Source organism: Staphylococcus sp. HMSC14C01, assembly GCF_001808085.1.
Classification (GTDB): Bacteria; Bacillota; Bacilli; order Staphylococcales; family Staphylococcaceae; genus Staphylococcus; species Staphylococcus hominis.
In genome coordinates, this window is record NZ_KV792014.1 from 50,339 (window position 1) to 66,092 (window position 15,754).

The following is a 15,754-nucleotide window of genomic DNA, read 5'->3' on the forward strand; positions in this document are numbered from 1 at the left end:
TATTTTATAGCTTAGTGAGGTATTACATGAAAAAATTAACAACTAAACAAAGACGCTTTGCAGATGAGTATATAGAAACGGGTAATCCTTATTATTCAGCTATAAAAGTGGGATATAGTGAAGTATACGCAAGAGATAATGCTTTAAAATTATTGGAAAATATTAGTGTGAAATCCTATATACATGAGCGTTTAGAAGAAATAAAGAACGATAATATGACTGAAAAATACGGAGTTATGTGTTATTTAACAAGATTAATAGAGTAGGTAATAATTTGTTAGGAGGGATAAAATGAAGTCATTAACGTTAAAACAAAAACAATTCGCAGATGAGTACATTCGAACTGGAAACGCCTATCAATCAGCTATTAATGTAGGTTATAGCGAAAAGTATGCAAAGGCTAGAAGCCATAAGATGTTGGAAAATGTCGGAATAAATCAATATATAGATGATAACTTAGAAATTATTCAAAAAGAAAGCATAGCAGAAACTGATGAGATCATGCGTTATTTAACACGAGTGCTTAGAGCTGAAGAAAAAGAAGAAATATTGGTATATGTGGGCGACGGTATACAAGAAATCCAAACAATACGACCTAGTGCAAAAGACAGAATAAAAGCAGCAGAATTATTAGGCAAACGTTATAGAATGTGGACGGATAAGCATGAGGTAGAAATCACTACACCAATATTCATTGATGATGTGCCAGAAGAGGATTAAGGAGAAAGTGATGAGCAAACAAAGATTAGGTTTATAAAAAGTTTAATTTAAAAGTAATATCTGGTATATTTAATATAACAATTCGCGGTGAAATCCCGCTTTCTACTTTAATAAGTAGCTCGTTCCCGGTGAGATCCCGGTGACCAGATGTTAATTCATCTGGTCTTTTTTTGTGTAATATTACGAGTAGTCCGCCTACTCTTTTGAGTAGCAGTTTATTTGATTAAACTTTTTTGTGTGACCAAAACTATTACTTAAAAAAGCATAAGAATATTTTCATTAATAATTAAGGTATCGGTATTTTACAGTACCCTTTATTCTGTATTTAATATTAAATAAGAGTTTAATTTGGTAGTATATAAAGTAAAGGTTTGTTTTTCTAATTTTTTAAATTCAGCTTTTATTTGCGTTCTCAGAGCCATTAAATAAAAATATATATGAAATTCTCTAAATGCTCTAAAAAGTATCTTAAAATTGCAAATAAGGGTATTTAAAAGGAGAGATTTAAATTATGAAAATAAGTCAGTGGATAATAAGTTTAGTAGTTGGAATTTTGATATTTTTAGTTGTTTTTTTTATAGGTGATAACTCATTCTCTGTGGCTTTATTCTGTGGAATTATTGGTTTTATTGGTAATGCGTTAATTGGTTGGAATGCTAGACGAAAAATGTAATTCATGCATTTATGCCGAGAAAATTTATTGATGTTGAGAAGAACCCTTAATTAAACTTGCAGACGAATGTCGGCATAGCGTGAGCTATTAAACCGACCATTCGACAAGTTTTGGGATTGTTAAGGATTCAGAGGCTCAACATCAATAAAGCAATTGGAATAAAGCATTTTTAGTAATTATATTCTAAATCTGGAGTAAGCTTTTTAGTAAAATGATTTCGAGGTGGTTATTATTAATTCAAAATTTAAGAATTTTTTATATGATTTAGCTAGTTCATTTTTAGTTACGGCAATTACTAATTTTTTAGTATATATTTTGAATTTTAAAACAATAAGTTTTGATTTTTTGATTAAATATAAATTTTATTTTTATTGGTTTTTGCTACTTTTGTTTATTCTGTTAATTCGTTTTGTCATAAGAAAGCGCATAGATAAATTACAAGATAATCCAATTGGTTTTTTTGTAATGCAAAATTATAAAGGGATTGCAGAAGTGGATTATTTTGGTTTCAAATGGAAAGTTCTTTTTAATTATCTTTCAGAACCCTGGATGAGTAATGATTTGAAAAATGTTAAATTTGAAGATTTAAAAGAAGTTGAAATAGGTGAAGTTAAGGGTCCTTATTGTCCTAATGATATGAGAGAGATGAAACTTACTCGAACTTATTGGGGATTTTATAAATATAAATGTCCTAGTCCTAAGTGTAAATACAAAAAAACTTTACTTAAAAATCTTACTACTTTAGAAAATGAAACTCTTGATGAAATGCGTTCTAAATTTAGATAATTTTTTGTTGTTTTAGGAACGAGTGAAACGAGTTTCTTCTTGTCTTGATACTATATAGAAATAATACAGAGTTGAAAAAGAAATGTAAATATGATGTATTAAATTTTATAATATAAAAGTAAGCGTTTTCTATTTACGTTTAGAGGCTTTTATAAGATAATAAATGCAGCTACTAAACTTACTACTCAAAATTGAGTATCCTTTAATAAACTGACTGTATCCTTTGGGTGCAGCCTTTTTATTTATAACCTGTCCAAACCTTACATTTCATACAATAACAAACGGACTTAAAAGTCCGCTTGTAAGCAGTACCTTAAAATAGGGAAGTGGTTTAACCAGCTCAAAAGTGAGTCGGTTAAATATGTCCATAATTGAACTTATTACTATTTTTTAATATCCCCAAATTTGAGGATATTAATTTATTGTTCAATCTAAATGTACTGAGTAAATATATTTTCTCAGCTCAAAAGTGAGCTCAGTAATATAAGTACATTTACTGAAACCAAATTTGGGCTAAGTGAATATATTGAAAGTTGTATTCCGCTTCTAAAAGCTGATACGTTAAGTTACCGTATCAGAAATTTAAATATAAGCTTATTAATCAATTCAATAGCTGTAGTGCATTAGAAAACCGAAATGTCGGTTCTCTAAATTAAGACGAATACAGCCGAAATGTCGGCGCTTTAGAATATAAATAGAAAACAAACATGTTGGTTATCTAATCTGAAGTACCAGTTTAGTACCTCAGAAAAGTCGTTTACAGCTTCTCTGCGTAGTCAAAATGGCAACGCAGCTATTTACTATCTAAACGACGACCTATGTATCCTAAAATAGCACCAACAACAAACAAAAATACAACGTAAACTAAGTTAATTAATTGGTTATCTGTATTAAGCATAGGTTGAATATAAAAAGTAGCAATGAGAACGATTATAGCGAATATTACGACTGCAATTAATCTATACTTCATTTTATACACCTCAATGTTTAATAGTATCTATCACTTTATAATAATACATTATCTAATATGATCTCATGGCGCAAATGTGCGCAGTGAATCTCATAGTCCAAATCTGGACAGTGAAACTATTAAAATACAAATAATACAATGATATGCTAATGTAAAGTTAAAAAGGAGTATTAGCAATGGCAAAAGCTTTAATGTTAATCATAACTATTGTTTGTATAGCTTATAGTGTGTATAACTTCATTAAAGATAAACCAATCATTAATATTTTCTTTGCTTTAATAATACAATCAACTTTATTATTTCTAATCCGCTTCTTTTGGATAAAGCAATCTTTTAGTAAATCACTTTTATCGTCTTTTGACTTATTTACGATTATAGTTGTAGTTATTTATTTGATATATAAATTAAGTAAGAAAAGAAAAAGAGGATAAATAATTACTGATAGCTGCGTATTCAACTTGAGTACGCAGCAACATAATGATCTAGTAGCGAATTTCATTCCTAAAATATTGGGAATGAGATTGTAAATATTTTACAGATACTGTAAACGTTGTAGACAAATATATAAATAATGAGACAATAGCGAAAGAGGTTTGATGACCTCTAAAGTCTTTATGTTACATATAGAGTTTTTACTCTACCTCTACTACATAGGAGCTAGCCTTAATTGGTTAGCTTCTTTTTTATTTATAAGGTGCCGTAACCATTCGTGACGGTAGCTGCATGAACAATTCGTTCAGTCACGTATAAAAGGGAGTAGGGAAATACGACGCCCTTTGTTAGTTGATCTAAGTAAGGACTGAACGAAACGTTATCCCCTTATTCATGAGGTCGTGAAACGCTACCCCATAGATGAGTGAACAAAACGTTACCCCATGTGTCGCAACTTGCGACGTTAGGTAAGTGAATACAACAACCGCTTCGATACGTAGACATATTCCCAATTTAGACAAATGTTAATATATGGGTGTAGTCCTAATTTAGGATTACACATATTAAAGCAAAATAGGTTTAAGTTATAAATGAGAAAATATTTGTTGCATACTATCTTATATAATGCATATAATTAATTTAGTGATATTAATAAAATAAATTATATGGAGATAGAAATGAATAATGACAAAGGTAAAAGTAAAGCAAAAACATTATTAACAACTAAAATTATATGTGTCTTATTAGTGATTTTAGTATTAGCAATACTTATGTTTTTCTTAGAAAATAATGAAGTAGTTCAAATCTTTTTTACAGGTAGTTGTACTATTGGAGCAGCATTAATTGCTGTTTGGGGAGTTAGTAATACTATTAATAGTAATAAAGAATTAAAAAATGAAGAATTATTAAAAAATCAAGAATTAAAAAACCGAGAATTATTAAATGAATTAGATCAAAAATCAGAATGGCGTAAAGAATTGATGAATATAGCTTCTAAGCCAATTTTACGTTTTGAAGATGTATATAGAATACTAGCTTCATTAAGATTTGTTCCAAAAACTAAAGAAGAAATTGAAGAATCGAATCATCAACAATTTGATGAAATATCTAATTACATATACTGTAGATTATTAAATATAATTGTTAAACGTTTTAAAGGTTTAGAAATAAATAGCATTTTAATAGAGAAAGATTTAAACCAAACACTCAAATTGAAAGAAATAGAAGAAGTTAGACAATACACTAAATTTTTACTTAAACACCATTGGGAATACAATAAAAGTGATTATGCTCAAGAAAAATTTAAAAAAATTGAAGTCAAAGAGTTTATTAAAGTGACTAAAATGATTGAGAATTTTAATGATCAAAATTTTATAAATGAAGATAGTTTTGACAAGAAATATTCTAAAAAAATTTCTGAATTGAAAGAGCAATATGATAATACAACAAAATAATGAATAAAATATAAGGTTTAAGAAGGGAAAAAGATTATGTTAAAAATAGCTTATAATAATTCAGTTGTAAATGATTATAACATTAATGACCTATACATAGTTGAAGAAAATAAAAAAATTATACTACAATTTGAAAACGCAACGTTATTAGAATTAGTAAAGTTACTTGAAAATGAAAAAATTAATATTACGCTTTTAGAAATAGACGAAGAAAATATATTAGATAGATATTTTGATAATAAACCAATAATATTTAGATCGCTAAAATCAGTGTATGATGAAAGTATCTCAAAAAAATATTATTCAGTGGAAATGCAAAAAAGTAACAATAAGTTTATTAAAAAGTTTAAAAGAAGTTAATTTAAGAATACATACTTCTTAGGAGATTTTCAAAATCTGATTTTCCTATTAAATTAAGTATTATCTAATAGAAATGAAAAAATTTAAAGCAAGAATTAAAAATATTACATAAAGATGAGCAATAATAATGAAAGATTATTATTTAAAAGCAATTTTATGTTATCAAATTTATTGCAGAATAATTCTTCAAAGAAGATAGCTTAAAATTAGCAGGAGATATTATTGATGAGTACAAAAAGTGTGTGCATATGAAATACAGTTAATAATTAAATAATTTACATACGGACAAGTTAAATAAACTATTCTTTGAACGTCACTTACGAAGTGGCGTTTTTTGTATTTTAAGACGCTGAGAGAAGCTCTCTGTTGCGTTGAGATAAGCAATCATCAATGATACAGTGGAATAAACTCGTAAAAAAGTATTGAGGTGAAATGTATTGAATATATATGTTGCTATTCTATTAGGCATATTATTTGTACTCATATACTCTGTGATTAATACACTTTTATATAATATGAATTATAGAAGAATGAACCACAATGAAAACATGAATATAAAAATGATACTGATTAATTTAATATTACACGGAGTTATTGCATTGATAATGGTTAGTGTAGCCATATATTTATCTTATTTTAAATAAGTTTGAAAAAAGTATATGTATGGAATAAAGGTAAAAGTATTAAAGAGTTAGCACACGGACAAGTTAAATATCTCATTTCAAACGTCACTTGTAAGTGACGTTTTTATTTTGAATACGTTTTGAATACGTTATTTAAAAATATATAGTAAATATGAGTAAAAGTAATGATATAAAAAGCTAAAATAACAATGTTTATAAATAGTCATAAATACATATAAAATATATTTATTGTTGGAGAGTCATTGTGCCGGAATATAAATAACTTGTAACAACAAGCTAGAAACGTTATAACTACGTGATTTCTAGCTTGTTGTTTTTTATTTTAGAACAACTTTTTGGGGGGACATCAAAAAGTGGGTTGGCTTCTTTTTTGCATAAAAAAATCACTCTTAACATAGCTTATGTCGAACTAAGTAAGAGTGGTGATGTAAAATAAATAAGGAGCAAAATATTATAACGAAATATTCTGCTAATTAAATTATACCCTTTACAAATAAAGATAAACAATTTTTTATCATTTTAATAATTAATTAGATTTAAATATAAAAAATATTATTTTTTTATTTCAATAGTATAGATAATTAAATTTTATTATGTAATAATAAGTAATGAGATTACCTAAATGACAACCCTTGACTTAGTGTTTTTCTTCTATTACAAATACCATATACCTAATACCATTATTACTTAGGTAATCTCAGCATATGAAATTCATTTAAATGATATAGATCTTTAGGGGCATAAAGCCCCTTTTTGTATGTGAAAAAAGCCTCGCTAGTACACGACTAGTAAGACTAAGTTTCAATGAAAGTAATGCTAATTATGATTTTGATCTGTTTGATTATCTGGCTCCAATTAATACACACATAGGTTATCATATATAACTACAAATATTCATAATGGTAGCTGCATGAATAATTCGTTCAGTCATGTATAAAAGAGAGCAGGAAAACACAACGTTCTTTGTTAGTTGTTCTAAATAAGGAGTTAACGAAACATTTTCTCAAGTGTCGCAACTTGCGACGTTAAGTAAGTAAATACAGCAACTGCTTAGATACATAGCTACATTCCCAATGTAGCTATGTGGGTGTCCTCCTAATTTAGTATTACAAGTATTAAGCAGATTGTCGATTTAGCAATGTGGGTGTAATGGATATGTGCTTTGAGGATACCTTAAAACATAAGCAGATTGTCATTTTAGTAAATACGGGGGAGCAAATATTTAAATAGTAACAAAAAACTTTAATAGAAAGAGGCATTTTAATTTAAATACAATATTAAAATTAAAAAATAATTATTAAAAATTTTGTATAGATATAAATATTAAGGGAATTGTAACCATTTAAAAATCGGATTTAAAAAAAGTTCGGTAAAATCTTTCAATTTTTCAAAGTTTAATAAATAGTATAAAATTATTAATTCAAGGATTAGAAATAACCACATTATTAAAAAAGACTTTATTGTTTTATATAAATTTTCTAAAGTTTTGAAAAAATTTTTTTTAGAAAAATCAGTAATTATTGATAACCATATTGTAATAATAGCAATAATATAAAAAACAAGAGTGAAGAAGTCAAAACTAGGTATGTTAAGTTCAATAATATATTTTACAGTAGACTTGATCATTAAAATAATAGAATTTATAAATTCTGATAAATTAGAGGAATCAAATTTTACTAATTTGTGACCTAAATCGACTATTACTGGGGGATTGTCAAAAACTCTAAGACACAAAATAGTAGATATAGAGAAATATTTTATAGCAAAATATAAATAACTTTTTAAACTTAAATTATTTCTAACTATTCTAATTGTGTTTACAAGTGTAGCTATGAAAACAAGAATAGAAGTTAATCCTAAAATAATATAATTGAATTTTACGAATAATATGATAGAAAAGACAAAACCAATAAAAGCTAAAATTAAAAACATAATATCATTATCTGTCGTATTAACACTATTATATTTTATATTTTCAACTTTTTTATAGTTATTAATTAATTGTATATTATTATTTATCGCTAATTTACTACTATTTTTTTGTTGAACATGAAATAATGGTATGACTATACTTAATATAGTAAGTATGCTTGAAATTATTGATAGAATAGAGTCTAACAACTCATATCGCTCCTTTATATTAGTCCAAAAGACTGTTATTTAAAAAATAATATAGATTTAAAAAGTTTCTATAATCAACTAATAATAATTATTACTTTCACAACAATTTTTTTCAAGCTTATAAAAATTTAACTAAACAGTTAATTGATAAAAGATAATAGATGGTTAATAGAGTTTAAAACATAATTCAATTCATCTTGAGTAACCTTTGTCATGTCTGTTTTCTTAGAAAAAATTCTCTAAGTAACCCATTAGAATTTTCATTAGTTCCACGCTGCCAAGCAGAATATGGCTCAACAAAATAGATATTGACATCAAATTGAGGTTCAATATTACAGTAACAAGAAAACTTTTTAAAACGATTTATAGTAATCGTTTTTCGTTGTTAGGCAAAGGTGAAATAAATTGTTTTATCGCTACTTTCATTGATTTAGAAGAGCAATCAGATATAAGAAAACAAATATAATAGCGAGATTTTCTTTCTGTAAAAGTAGCCAGGCAGCCTTTACTTTGTACTCTGCTTGAAACAACTGTACCTGCCTCCCAATGATCCAAAGAATTGCGCTTTTTAATATTCAAAAGACGTTGAGATATTGATTTACCAACATTGAAATGTCCTCGGGTTTCTTTAGAAGGTTGTCTTTTGCCTTTTTGTCTTAAATAAGGAAGTAAATAAGTTGGCATTAATCCATCTATAAATTGTTTTAAAACAAACCATGTTTTGAAGTAATCTTCCAATAATTTGTTTAGGTGACTAATGTAATTTTAAGTAATGAACAATTGTGTTCATTAGGTCATTAGTCAATTTAGAAGGACGACTACAATTCTTCTTGCAAGTTTTATAATTCGTTTGCACTTTGTGAGCAACATAATTATGTTGTGATTTATTTCTTTTAATTTCACGAGAAATAGTTTAAACCGAACGGTTTAACCAATTCGCAATAGCTCTCAAAGAATAATTTTCTTTTCTAAGAGTCTCTATACTTGCACGTTCAGTTATTTTAAGGTGAATATAGTTCATATTGGCACCTCTTGTATGGGTTTTTTGTGATCATTAACATCTTACAGTAAAGTATTAATCATGACCTTTTTTATGGAATTTTACTAGTATTGCACTTAATATTACAATTCGTCATTTAAAAATAGTCAAATAATATCGAAATCCATTTTTATCCGTGATTTGGATAATCTTAGAGTAATTAATACGATATATATTTAATTCAAGTATAATCAAGATACCAATAATACAACAAAGTAAATTGAAAAAGTGGAAAGACAACTTTAAATGATGTCTTTCCACTTTGTTGAGAATAGAAAATATAAGGAATTAGATATTTAAATAATGTGAAGAAATAAAATTAATGAGATACCCCATTAATGCTAATATACCAAGTGATACAAATAGTGCAGAAAACCCTCTGCTAATTGTTTTATAAGCGAGTCCTTCATTTTGTGCTAAGAAGAAACTTAATATAAATAATCCAATTCCGATTCCGAATAAAATAAAAATAACGATTAACATGAATATATCCTTTCATTTTTAGTAATGATATGATGAATATCATTGTTAAAATTACTCAATAGCATATCACAAAGATATGTTATGGAATTTGATGAATCAGTTCATTCATTTTTTAAGTGAAGATTGTAATCACTGTATTATCTATTAATTAAACCACTTATAGATATAAAAGCAATAAGGCAAATTTTTTATTATTTTTCAATACATCTTTTTCATTTTTTTGGGAACTTGATGAATAATTTGGACTTCTAGGCAACATTTAATATGAAATAATAGGAACATCAAGACATTTTAGCATGAATCATATCAACTTAGGCAGAAATCCCCCATAAATTAAAATATGTACTAAACTATTAGTTGTAAATATATTTAAGGAGATGAAAACCATGTTAGATATCTTTAATTTCATTAAAAAAGTATATGATTTAGTAAGTGGTATTCTTGTAAATGGTGAACCGAGAAATTAATTAATTGTTTCCCCCTAATCGAATTGAATATATATTTTCATTAAATACTAGTAAAGCACGCGTTTTATTTAGATATAGTTACTAAATAAGAAGCGTGTTTCTTAATATATAAGTTAAAGTATAACGAATTAACATTTAGGTATTAAAAGTAAACGATTAAGGAATTGTGCACAATCTTTTGAATTTTTATGGTAAAGTTAAGACACATTAAATAAGAGGTGATGACAATGACTGAAGTTAAATATTCAAACAAGGAAATTGAAATAATTTCTGATTTTCATAAGAAAAAACATCGTGATACATGTTGTATAGCACCTAAAATTAAATATCATGAAGATAAATTTGTATTTTCTCCAGTTTCTGACGATACTGAAACATCAAATATTAAAACATTTATTACAGAATGCAAAAACTGTGGAAAAGTAGAATTTTTTAATATAGCACCTGTAAGATTATAGATATATAATGAAACGTGAAACGAAAAGTTGATACATGTCAACTTGTTGTAGACAATAAAAATGAAGTGATGTATGATATTTTTAGAGACTATTCCCTTACACATAGTCTCATTCCCGTTGAGGCATTAATGCCAACGTTATTCAAAACTAGTTTTATATATTCTTAGTTGAGTCATACCTAGAGAGGTATGGCTTTTTTTATAAACGTATGCTAAGCAGTTCTTTTACTATACTTAAAAGAACAATGTATATTACAATGAAATACAAAATAAGGAGTGTATATATAAATGGAATGGATATTATTTGATAAAGATGGTACATTAATTGAATTTGATCATAGTTGGGAAAAAATTGGCGTACGCCTGGTAAATAGTTTCCTGGACACATTTCCTGTAGCGAATAAAGAAGTAACGCTTCGCAAACTAGGCGTTGTTAAAGATACGATTAGTCCGGATTCTGTTATGGGTTCAGGATCGTTAGATGAAATTGTTCATGCATTTAATGATGAATCTGGAAAAGATGTTTCTAAATGGACGCGTGATACAAGTCAAACATTAGTAGATAGCCGTGAACCAGAAAATAACTGGATAGATGGCGTTTATGATATGATTCAATCATTACGACAAGAAGGCTATAAAATTGGTATTGTGACTAGCGACTCTGAAAAAGGAGTGACACAATTTTTAGAAGAAACACATTCTAAAGATGCGTTTGATTTAGTCATTTCTACTGAAGCGCATGCGGCTGAAAAACCCAATCCTGAAGTACTTAAGCCACTTTTTGATCATTACGATGTTAAACCGGAAGATGTAGCCATTGTAGGTGACACAAATAATGATATGAAGACTAAAGTGAATGCAAAGTTAGGTCTAGCCATTGGTGTATTAAGTGGTATCGCAAAAAAAGAGGAACTTGTGGATGCTGATTACGTGATTGAAACAGCTGTGAGTGTACCAGAAGTATTAAAAAAATATACACAAAATAATTAAACAAAAAGAGATTAAAGTATAATGGTTATTTTCTACATTTATAACATATTGGCAGCCAAGGACTGAATTAAACATGGGTTTACACCCACGTTTAATTCTAGTCCTTCTTGCCTAGGTGAGACAGTAAATTCTGTCTCTCTTTTTTTATCGATGATCGACATTTCGATATGTTTGAATAATATGTGCAATTTTGTCGATAATTGGATCTAAAGAGTCGGGGTTTTCATGAATATCATATTCATTAATGTTCACTCTTACTACGGGACAAGCATTAAAATTGTTAATCCAATTTTCATAGCGTTTAAATAACTTTTTCCAATATACCGGATCAGTATTCATTTCCATATCGCGGCCACGTTGATGAATACGGTCGATTACTTCATCATAATCACAATCTAAATAAATTAAAACGTCTGGTTTAGGGAAATAGGGTGTCATAACCATTGCTTCAAATAACTCCGAGTAAGTTTTAAAATCTTCTTTACTCATTGTTCCTTGTTCTTCATGCATTTTTGCGAAAATATCAACATCTTCATAAATAGAACGATCTTGTATAAAGCCTCCTCCGTATTCAAACATGCGTTTTTGTTCTTTAAAACGTTCAGCTAAAAAATAAATTTGCAGGTGGAAACTCCAACGTTCAAAATCATTATAGAATTTATCTAAGTAGGGGTTATGGTCTACATTTTCAAAGGAAGTTCTGAAATTGAGTTTATCAGCAAGCGCTTGAGTTAATGTAGATTTTCCTACGCCTACCGTTCCAGCAATTGTAATAATTGCATTTTGAGGGATACCGTAATTATTCATATTTTATATCTCCTATCATGGGTTTAATTTGGTTTAAAATCAATTGATAATCTGATTCATTTTGTACAAAATCTAAATCAGAAGTGTCGATTAAAATCACATTAGCACCTTCGTTTTTTAATGTTTCATAAAATGATAAATAATCCTTTTTTAAATTAAGTAAGTAGCTATCTTCAATTTGATGTTCAAAGCTGCGGTTACGTTTAGCAATACGACGTTTCAGTACATCTAAATCAGCATCTAAAAAGATGATCATATTAGGTAATTCAAGATCTTCAGTTAAAATATTGAAAATACGATTGAATTTATCAAATTCTGATTCGTTAAGTGTATTGCGGGCAAATATTCTATTTTTATAAATATGGTAATCACTTACCACACCTTGATTAATTTTTGCAATATCTTGTGCTTGTTTATAACGATTACAAAGGAAGAACATTTCAGTTTGAAAACTCCATTTTGAAATATCATCATAAAAATCAGAAAGAAAGGGGTTTTCATTAATGATTTCATTTTCTTCATAATAATTAAAGGTTTGGCTAATTTTATGAGTAAGAGACGATTTGCCAACGCCAATCGGACCTTCTATTGCAATAAATGGTTTATTCATAATTACATCTCCAAATGTTAAAATAGACATTGAGTATTTTATCATAAGTAAGGGATGACACATATGACAAATGATGAATTTTACATGAAATGTGCAATTGAAGAAGCGAAAAAGGCTCGACAGCTTGGTGAAGTTCCAATCGGAGCAGTGATCGTTAAAGATAACGACATTATTTCACGTGCCCATAATTTAAGAGAAACCCTGCAACAGCCTACTGCTCATGCTGAACACTTAGCAATAGAACGGGCAGCTAAAGTCATAGGAAGTTGGCGTTTAGAAGATTGTACATTATATGTCACATTAGAACCCTGTGTCATGTGTGCTGGAACGGTTGTAATGAGTCGTATACCACGAGTTGTATATGGCGCGATGGATCCTAAAGGAGGATGTAGTGGTAGTTTAATGGATTTACTACAACAACCACAATTTAATCATCGTGCAATTGTTGAACAGGGTGTGTTAGAAGAAGCGTGTAGCAATTTATTGAAACAATTTTTCCGTGATTTAAGAGCTAAAAAAGTTAAAAGAAACTCATCACCGTACAAAAGATGATAAATTTGTTAGAATAGGAACGGTAAAACAAATTTAAATTTTGTAATTGTGTTCACTGAATATGTATGTTCTAAAATATAATAGCTGTAAGTTTAGCTAATGAAATGAGGTAACGGCATGATTAAACTGATTGCAACAGATATGGATGGGACACTGTTAAATGCAGCACATGAAATTTCAGAAGAAAATATTAATGCGATTAAATATGCTCAATCAAAAGGGATTACAGTAGTTATTGCAACGGGTCGTGCGTTTTATGAAGCAAGCACACCCATGGCTGAAACAGATTTAAAAATGCCTTATATTTGTTTAAATGGTGCAGAAGTACGTGATGAATCATTCAATATTATGAATACCTCTCATTTAAATCATGAATTAGTAGAACGAATTAAAGCGATTCTTGATCGGGAAGACGTGTACTACCAAGTGTATACGAATAGAGGGATTTATACAGAAGATCCAACACGTGATTTAGATATCTATTTAGATATTGCAAGAAATGCAGGCCAACAAGGCGATGTTGAAAAGATTAAAGCAGGGATTCAAAAACGCATTGATAACGGTACACTCAAAATTGTCGATAATTACAAGGATATTGAAGATATTCCGGGCGAACTGATAATGAAAGTACTGGCGTTTAATCCAGATCTTGAAAAAATTGAACGTATTGGAAAAGAATTATCGGCCATATCAAGTCTTGCTGTTTCATCATCATCACGTGGTAATTTAGAAATTACGCATTCAGATGCTCAAAAAGGAATTGCATTAGAAACTATTGCTAATCAACTTCATATTGACTTACAAGATGTCATGGCGTTAGGTGATAATTTAAACGATGTATCCATGCTTGAACGCGTAGGCTATCCTGTTGCGATGGACAATGCGATGCCCGAAGTGAAAGCTATAGCTAAATTGGTTACAGATACCAATGAACATAGTGGTGTAGGTAAAGCAATTATGAAAGTTTTAACTGAAGAGAAATAAATAATATTGAAGAGGTGTTAGAACGAAATGAAAGGACTTATCGTAGTAGGAAGTGCACAAGTAGGTTCACATACCAATGCACTAGCTAAATATTTAACAGGACAATTCGATAATCATGATGTCGACGTAGATATTTTTGATTTAGCTGAAAGACCATTAAATCAACTTGATTTTTCAGGAACAACACATTCAACAGAGGAAATTAAAGCCAATACAAAAGAGTTCCAAGATAAAGCGATGGAAGCGGATTTCCTAATTTTTGGTACGCCAAATTATCATGGTTCATATTCAGGCATTTTAAAAAATGCGTTAGATCACATTAATATGGATTATGTCAAAATGAAACCAGTGGGCTTAATTGGTAACAGTGGCGGTATCATAAGTTCAGAGCCACTCTCACATTTACGTGTCATTGTTCGTAGTTTATTAGGTATTGCTGTACCTACACAAATTGCAACACACGATTCGGACTATGCAAAATTAGAAGACGGTACACTGTATTTAAATGACGAAGAATTCCAATTACGCGCAAAACTATTTGTCGATCAAATTGTATCATTTGTCAATAACAGTCCGTACGAACATTTAAAATAAATTATAATAATGTTAAAAAACACATTTATAAAGGAAGAAACGAGTTTAAAGAGCGACGTATGTTGCTCTTTTTTTATTTAACGAGAAAGATTATATATCATTTGTAGCTAATTATCACTTGTTCAATTGAATTGACTTAAAAAGATTAAAGGTACCTATCTATTGTAGGACCTAATATTTATTTTTTTATTGTAAAATTTTTTAAAAGTATTGTGTTAAATGGTAAAATACATTATCCTAGAAGTGTATTTACATATAATATTATGTGTATTTTACATTTTAAAGTGTAAATAATTTATTTATTAGGGGGTAAATATGAGTAAAAGAAGACAAGGTCCTATTAACAAGAGATTGGATTTTATTTCGAATAAGTTAAATAAGTACTCCATAAGAAAATTCACTGTAGGAACAGCTTCAATATTAGTTGGTGCTACATTGATTTTTGGTCACGCTGACAATGAGGCAAAAGCAGCTGAAGAAAATCATATGGAAAATACTTCTCTAAATAGTATAGAGAATGATAACGACAAAAATAATCAAAAAATTGACTCATCTAATGAAACTGCTACAACATCAACAGAAGAAAATACAGAAGATGTAACAACAAAAGA

At 28.6% G+C, this 15,754-nt stretch carries 18 protein-coding genes and 1 pseudogene; 13 read left to right on the forward strand and 6 right to left on the reverse strand.

Annotated features, from left to right (window positions below; all coding sequences use genetic code 11):
* The first annotated feature begins 26 nt into the window (after window positions 1-26).
* The 4 genes from HMPREF3131_RS01695 to HMPREF3131_RS01705 all read left to right on the forward strand — a co-directional run bounded on the left by HMPREF3131_RS01695 (window position 27) and on the right by HMPREF3131_RS01705 (window position 2,179).
* Entirely contained in the window at window positions 27-266 is a 240-nt protein-coding gene (locus HMPREF3131_RS01695; protein WP_070436390.1) for a terminase small subunit, read from the forward strand.
* 25 nt (window positions 267-291) lie between these two features.
* Window positions 292-720, forward strand: a complete 429-nt coding sequence (locus tag HMPREF3131_RS01700) for a terminase small subunit (protein WP_070436391.1) — start codon at window positions 292-294, stop codon at window positions 718-720.
* 511 nt (window positions 721-1,231) lie between these two features.
* Window positions 1,232-1,393, forward strand: a complete 162-nt coding sequence (locus HMPREF3131_RS11260; protein ID WP_170076407.1) for a hypothetical protein — start codon at window positions 1,232-1,234, stop codon at window positions 1,391-1,393.
* A 222-nt stretch (window positions 1,394-1,615) separates the two neighbouring features.
* Complete coding sequence (locus HMPREF3131_RS01705) at window positions 1,616-2,179, forward strand: hypothetical protein (RefSeq protein ID WP_070436392.1); 564 nt, start codon at window positions 1,616-1,618, stop codon at window positions 2,177-2,179.
* Window positions 2,180-2,972: 793 nt separating this feature from the next.
* Here HMPREF3131_RS01705 and HMPREF3131_RS11265 read toward each other — a convergent pair.
* Entirely contained in the window at window positions 2,973-3,149 is a 177-nt protein-coding gene (locus HMPREF3131_RS11265) for a hypothetical protein (protein WP_160300589.1), read from the reverse strand.
* A gap of 176 nt (window positions 3,150-3,325) precedes the next feature.
* Here HMPREF3131_RS11265 and HMPREF3131_RS01710 point away from each other — a divergent pair, with 176 nt between their 5' ends.
* The 3 genes from HMPREF3131_RS01710 to HMPREF3131_RS01720 all read left to right on the forward strand — a co-directional run bounded on the left by HMPREF3131_RS01710 (window position 3,326) and on the right by HMPREF3131_RS01720 (window position 5,395).
* On the forward strand, window positions 3,326-3,580 hold the full coding sequence (locus tag HMPREF3131_RS01710; protein WP_070436393.1) for a hypothetical protein: 255 nt from the start codon (window positions 3,326-3,328) through the stop codon (window positions 3,578-3,580).
* 678 nt (window positions 3,581-4,258) lie between these two features.
* Window positions 4,259-5,035, forward strand: coding sequence for a hypothetical protein (locus HMPREF3131_RS01715; RefSeq protein WP_070436394.1), 777 nt, complete (start codon window positions 4,259-4,261; stop codon window positions 5,033-5,035).
* A gap of 36 nt (window positions 5,036-5,071) precedes the next feature.
* Window positions 5,072-5,395 (forward strand): hypothetical protein, encoded by a 324-nt coding sequence (locus HMPREF3131_RS01720; RefSeq protein WP_070436395.1) that lies wholly within the window; start codon window positions 5,072-5,074, stop codon window positions 5,393-5,395.
* A gap of 1,967 nt (window positions 5,396-7,362) precedes the next feature.
* On the opposite strand, the gene HMPREF3131_RS01725 is transcribed toward HMPREF3131_RS01720, so the two are convergent.
* The 3 genes and pseudogenes from HMPREF3131_RS01725 to HMPREF3131_RS01730 form a co-directional block, all read right to left on the reverse strand.
* Window positions 7,363-8,160 carry a hypothetical protein gene (locus tag HMPREF3131_RS01725; protein WP_070436396.1) on the reverse strand — a complete coding sequence of 266 codons (798 nt, stop codon included), beginning with the start codon at window positions 8,158-8,160 and terminating at the stop codon, window positions 7,363-7,365.
* Window positions 8,161-8,321: 161 nt separating this feature from the next.
* Window positions 8,322-9,181: pseudogene (locus HMPREF3131_RS11435) on the reverse strand (IS30 family transposase); the annotation flags it as partial.
* A gap of 306 nt (window positions 9,182-9,487) precedes the next feature.
* On the reverse strand, window positions 9,488-9,682 hold the full coding sequence (locus HMPREF3131_RS01730) for a hypothetical protein (RefSeq protein WP_049336707.1): 195 nt from the start codon (window positions 9,680-9,682) through the stop codon (window positions 9,488-9,490).
* A 694-nt stretch (window positions 9,683-10,376) separates the two neighbouring features.
* On the opposite strand from HMPREF3131_RS01730, the gene HMPREF3131_RS01735 reads away from it, so the two are divergent.
* Both HMPREF3131_RS01735 and HMPREF3131_RS01740 read left to right on the forward strand, forming a co-directional pair.
* The gene (locus tag HMPREF3131_RS01735; protein ID WP_064207374.1) at window positions 10,377-10,607 is read left to right on the forward strand and encodes a hypothetical protein; all 231 of its coding nucleotides are present in this window, start codon (window positions 10,377-10,379) and stop codon (window positions 10,605-10,607) included.
* A 287-nt stretch (window positions 10,608-10,894) separates the two neighbouring features.
* Window positions 10,895-11,596, forward strand: coding sequence for an HAD family hydrolase (locus tag HMPREF3131_RS01740; protein ID WP_070436397.1), 702 nt, complete (start codon window positions 10,895-10,897; stop codon window positions 11,594-11,596).
* 144 nt (window positions 11,597-11,740) lie between these two features.
* Here the strand turns inward: HMPREF3131_RS01740 and HMPREF3131_RS01745 are convergent, their stop codons facing one another.
* Window positions 11,741-12,403 carry a deoxynucleoside kinase gene (locus HMPREF3131_RS01745; protein ID WP_002449060.1) on the reverse strand — a complete coding sequence of 221 codons (663 nt, stop codon included), beginning with the start codon at window positions 12,401-12,403 and terminating at the stop codon, window positions 11,741-11,743.
* Complete coding sequence (locus HMPREF3131_RS01750; RefSeq protein ID WP_002455719.1) at window positions 12,396-13,013, reverse strand: deoxynucleoside kinase; 618 nt, start codon at window positions 13,011-13,013, stop codon at window positions 12,396-12,398. Before HMPREF3131_RS01750 ends, HMPREF3131_RS01745 begins: the two co-directional genes overlap by 8 nt.
* Window positions 13,014-13,076: 63 nt before the next feature.
* Here HMPREF3131_RS01750 and tadA point away from each other — a divergent pair, with 63 nt between their 5' ends.
* The 4 genes from tadA to HMPREF3131_RS10930 form a co-directional block, all read left to right on the forward strand.
* Complete coding sequence (gene tadA / locus HMPREF3131_RS01755) at window positions 13,077-13,565, forward strand: tRNA adenosine(34) deaminase TadA (protein WP_049382356.1); 489 nt, start codon at window positions 13,077-13,079, stop codon at window positions 13,563-13,565.
* A 117-nt stretch (window positions 13,566-13,682) separates the two neighbouring features.
* Window positions 13,683-14,549, forward strand: a complete 867-nt coding sequence (locus tag HMPREF3131_RS01760) for an HAD family hydrolase (protein WP_070436398.1) — start codon at window positions 13,683-13,685, stop codon at window positions 14,547-14,549.
* A 27-nt stretch (window positions 14,550-14,576) separates the two neighbouring features.
* Window positions 14,577-15,143: an NADPH-dependent FMN reductase gene (locus tag HMPREF3131_RS01765; RefSeq protein WP_070436399.1), complete on the forward strand. Its 567-nt coding sequence runs from the start codon at window positions 14,577-14,579 to the stop codon at window positions 15,141-15,143.
* Between the two features lie 315 nt (window positions 15,144-15,458).
* The coding region (locus HMPREF3131_RS10930) for a YSIRK-type signal peptide-containing protein (RefSeq protein WP_083277827.1) at window positions 15,459-15,754 on the forward strand (296 nt) is incomplete at its 3' end.

Excerpts from the sequence above, each read along its gene's own strand:
- HMPREF3131_RS01760 (WP_070436398.1), top strand. The coding sequence starts at position 13,683 with ATGATTAAACTGATTGCAACAGATATGGATGGGACACTGTTAAATGCA.
- HMPREF3131_RS01750 (WP_002455719.1), bottom strand. The coding sequence starts at position 13,013 with ATGAATAAACCATTTATTGCAATAGAAGGTCCGATTGGCGTTGGCAAA.
- HMPREF3131_RS11265 (WP_160300589.1), bottom strand. The coding sequence starts at position 3,149 with ATGAAGTATAGATTAATTGCAGTCGTAATATTCGCTATAATCGTTCTC.
- tadA (WP_049382356.1), top strand. The coding sequence starts at position 13,077 with ATGACAAATGATGAATTTTACATGAAATGTGCAATTGAAGAAGCGAAA.
- HMPREF3131_RS01700 (WP_070436391.1), top strand. The coding sequence starts at position 292 with ATGAAGTCATTAACGTTAAAACAAAAACAATTCGCAGATGAGTACATT.
- HMPREF3131_RS01740 (WP_070436397.1), top strand. The coding sequence starts at position 10,895 with ATGGAATGGATATTATTTGATAAAGATGGTACATTAATTGAATTTGAT.
- HMPREF3131_RS11260 (WP_170076407.1), top strand. The coding sequence starts at position 1,232 with ATGAAAATAAGTCAGTGGATAATAAGTTTAGTAGTTGGAATTTTGATA.
- HMPREF3131_RS01745 (WP_002449060.1), bottom strand. The coding sequence starts at position 12,403 with ATGAATAATTACGGTATCCCTCAAAATGCAATTATTACAATTGCTGGA.
- HMPREF3131_RS01715 (WP_070436394.1), top strand. The coding sequence starts at position 4,259 with ATGAATAATGACAAAGGTAAAAGTAAAGCAAAAACATTATTAACAACT.
- HMPREF3131_RS01710 (WP_070436393.1), top strand. The coding sequence starts at position 3,326 with ATGGCAAAAGCTTTAATGTTAATCATAACTATTGTTTGTATAGCTTAT.
- HMPREF3131_RS01720 (WP_070436395.1), top strand. The coding sequence starts at position 5,072 with ATGTTAAAAATAGCTTATAATAATTCAGTTGTAAATGATTATAACATT.
- HMPREF3131_RS01730 (WP_049336707.1), bottom strand. The coding sequence starts at position 9,682 with ATGTTAATCGTTATTTTTATTTTATTCGGAATCGGAATTGGATTATTT.
- HMPREF3131_RS01765 (WP_070436399.1), top strand. The coding sequence starts at position 14,577 with ATGAAAGGACTTATCGTAGTAGGAAGTGCACAAGTAGGTTCACATACC.
- HMPREF3131_RS01695 (WP_070436390.1), top strand. The coding sequence starts at position 27 with ATGAAAAAATTAACAACTAAACAAAGACGCTTTGCAGATGAGTATATA.
- HMPREF3131_RS01735 (WP_064207374.1), top strand. The coding sequence starts at position 10,377 with ATGACTGAAGTTAAATATTCAAACAAGGAAATTGAAATAATTTCTGAT.